Raw genomic sequence first — 3,090 nt, 5'->3', positions numbered from 1 at the left:
GCTCCAGGTTTTCCCCGAATTTTTGGGCCAAATAACGCCTTGTGCTTTCTGGGCTTATGGGCGACGTGCCGCTCAGGGCCCGGATCCCCTTCTCCGTCCGGATCACGGGGACCAGACGATCCAGGAACTCCACGTACTCCGCGCCCTTGGCCTCCCGCTCCGCCTGGACCCTCTCCCGCTCCGTTTCCGGGCGTGGTTGGGAAAGGCCAAGCCGTTGGGCTTTGGACTGGGCAGTGAGGCCGGTGAAGGCCTTCGCTAAGGAAAGGGCCTCCTCCTCGGCGAACCCCAGGCGCCTGGCCACCACCGCGGTCCACAAAGTAAGAAACGGCGCACGGTTCACAGTGATCTGGGCCATCCCACACCCCCGGACTATTCTAGCCCTGCGTTTTAGCGGCGACTGAGGCACAGGGAAGAAGGGTTGCTACCTTTAAAAGGGCTGGAGAACGAGGAGAAGCCGAGTGAGCCTAGGTCTTGTGTTTATGTGTTAACGCATAAACCGGCAGACAGCTCCTTCCAGGACCTCGGTCGAGGCTAGGCAGAGGATGAAGGCAGGCCGTAATGAACTCGAATGCGGCATTATAGGGTTCGGCAAGCAAAACCAAAGGGCATCAAGCCAATTCTGATTGAAGGAATCGCGGTTTTGTGAGGGAGAGGGCTTTTTTACTATTGTTAATGAGTGATATGCTCGCTTGGGAGGTAAAAATGTTGGTGCGGTCGAAAGTTGTTGCAACTGTAGTCCTGGTCTTGGGTTTAGGGATTCTTGGGCTGGCATGGGAATCGAACCTTCCAACGGGTTTGCCTCACGGGGCGATCGCTCGGCTAGGGCTGGGGTACGTTACTTGTTTGAGCTACTCGCCGGATGGGAAATGGCTGGCGGTAGGAACATCGATTGGGGTTGAGATTTGGGAAGCGGACACCCTGAACTTTGTATCCCTATTGACCGGGCATATGGAACCGGTTTCTTCGCTTGTCTTTTCACCCGATGGGATGACCCTCGCCTCCAGATCAAGAGACGGAACAATCAAGCTATGGGACGTAGCTACAGGCCAGGAGCTACGAACACTCTGCGGGCATTTTGGCTTAGTCAAATGCGCTGCCTTTTCCCCGGATGGGAAGGTCCTTGCCGCGGGGTCGCATGATGAGATCAAGCTATGGGACGTAGCCACAGGCCAGGTACTCCAGACACTCACCGGGCACACGGAAGAGGTTGCCTCGGTCGCCTTTTCCCCGGACGGGAAGATCCTTGCTTCAGGGGCATGGGACAACACCATCAAGCTCTGGAACGTGGCAACAGGTGAAGAGCGTACCTTTTGCGGACACGCTGGCGGTGTCCATTCTGTCTTATTCTCTCCAGATGGGACTGTACTTGTCTCTGCGACAAAACAAGAGATCAAGCTTTGGGAAGTTGCTACAGGGAGAGAGCTACGAACTATTAGTGGCCACAGAACCCCCATCGTTTCCATTTCCTGTTCGCCGGATGGGAAAGTGATTGCTTCAGGAGGATATGAAGAAAGAGGCCAAAGGGGCGCCATTTGGTATTACATTGACTGCGAGGTCAGGCTCTGGGATGTGGAAACTGGTCAAGAGCTAACCGCTGTTGCAAGGCATGTCAGTCCTGTTGGTGAAGCGGCGATCTCCCCTGACGGAAAGATTCTTGCCGCGGGGTTTATGGATGGAACGCTCAGAGTTTGGTCTATAGTTACTGAACAAGAGTTTCGGAATCTTGTTGATTCCGATGACCAACCAGCGCTAGCCAAACCTACCTTGGTAAGTTGGCCCCCCGAAGACTATCACAACCTGGTTATACTCAAGAGTCTTTACACACTTGCGATAGAGAATGATGGCTCCATTAATTCCGTAGCGTTTTCTCCAAACAGCAAGATTCTAGCAACAGGGTCTTATTTGGGTGTAATCAAGCTTTGGGAAGCAACCACTGGTAAGCTTCTTTACACCATTGATGGACACGGACAAGCGGTATTCTCTCTGACCTTCTCGCCAGACGGTCGCTATCTTGCTTCCGCATCGCATGACCGAACGGTCAAGCTTTGGGATGCGAGCACTGGGAAGGGAATAGCTACGCTTCAATGGGGCTCTTATGCAGCAGATTGTGCTTTTGCCGTAGCATTCTCTCCTGATGGGAAAATTCTTGCTTCTGGATGGCATCATCACGATATTGAACTTTGGGACGTAAGTACTGCAACAAGACTTCCTGCACTGAAAGGGCATGAGAGAGCTGTGTTCACGGTTGCTTTTTCACCGGACGGGCGGTATCTAGCTTCAGGCTCTTACTACCCCGAAAGTGAGTGGGGGGACTTGAAACTTTGGGACTTATCAACTGGTGGAAAGCCCCGGAGTATTCTCGGCCACAAAGGGCCGATAATGTCTGTAGCGTTCTCTCCCGACGGGAAGATTCTTGCCTCGGGTTCGCTAGACCATACGATTAAGCTTTGGGATGTGGTCGCCGGGCAGCAGCTCCTAACCCTTACTGCGCACTCGGGTGGTGTCACCTCGGTCGCGTTTTCTTCGAATGGGAGACTTCTGATCTCTGGGTTAGATGATGGGACTGTCATCGTTTGGGACATGGAAACCTTATTGGGCCAACATTGAAAACCGTGCCAAGTGATAACCTAATAACACTTTTGGGGTAGGGTGAGCCATGTTGTCATCTGGTATTGGCTCCAGAAGCTGGGAGTGCGCTGAGCAGGGTGAAATGAGTTCCTCAAGTGCAGGCTGAAGGACTGTGGCTGCTATGTTCCTACAAAGGAAGATTGAGAAATCTGCGCAACCGGCTCGTTGGCTATCCTTCGCTTCACAGTTGACTTCTGATGAGCGGTCTAGCCCGAATAACCCGTAGTGTCCAAAAAGTCCTCCCTTCTGACACGGTCTCGCCCAGGGCCCTGCGAAGGCCCAGATCTTGGCAGAAGCCTGTACTTCTGCTACCATGGTATCAAAAGTCATGAGGCTTCTGGGCTATGTTCGTGTTTCCTCGGTCTCCCAGGCGAAGGGGTTTGGTCTAGAAGCGCAGAAGGAGCTCATCGAGAACTTCTGCCGGGTTCAGGGGCACGAGCTTCTCGGGATCCTGGAGGAGGT

At 53.5% G+C, this 3,090-nt stretch carries 2 protein-coding genes; one reads left to right on the top strand and one right to left on the bottom strand.

The window, feature by feature from the left end; all coding sequences use genetic code 11:
- Positions 1-355 (bottom strand): hypothetical protein (locus tag H5U36_09800; GenBank protein MBC7218400.1); only part of this gene is annotated, 355 nt, incomplete at its 3' end.
- A gap of 287 nt (positions 356-642) precedes the next feature.
- Between H5U36_09800 and H5U36_09795 the strand changes: the two genes are divergently transcribed.
- Positions 643-2,607, top strand: coding sequence for a WD40 repeat domain-containing protein (locus H5U36_09795; protein MBC7218399.1), 1,965 nt, complete (start codon positions 643-645; stop codon positions 2,605-2,607).
- The last annotated feature ends 483 nt before the right edge of the window (positions 2,608-3,090 follow it).

The organism is Candidatus Caldatribacterium sp. (genome assembly GCA_014359405.1).
Classification (GTDB): Bacteria; Atribacterota; Atribacteria; order Atribacterales; family Caldatribacteriaceae; genus Caldatribacterium; species Caldatribacterium oleiphilum.
This window is presented reverse-complemented; position numbering and strand designations above follow the sequence as displayed.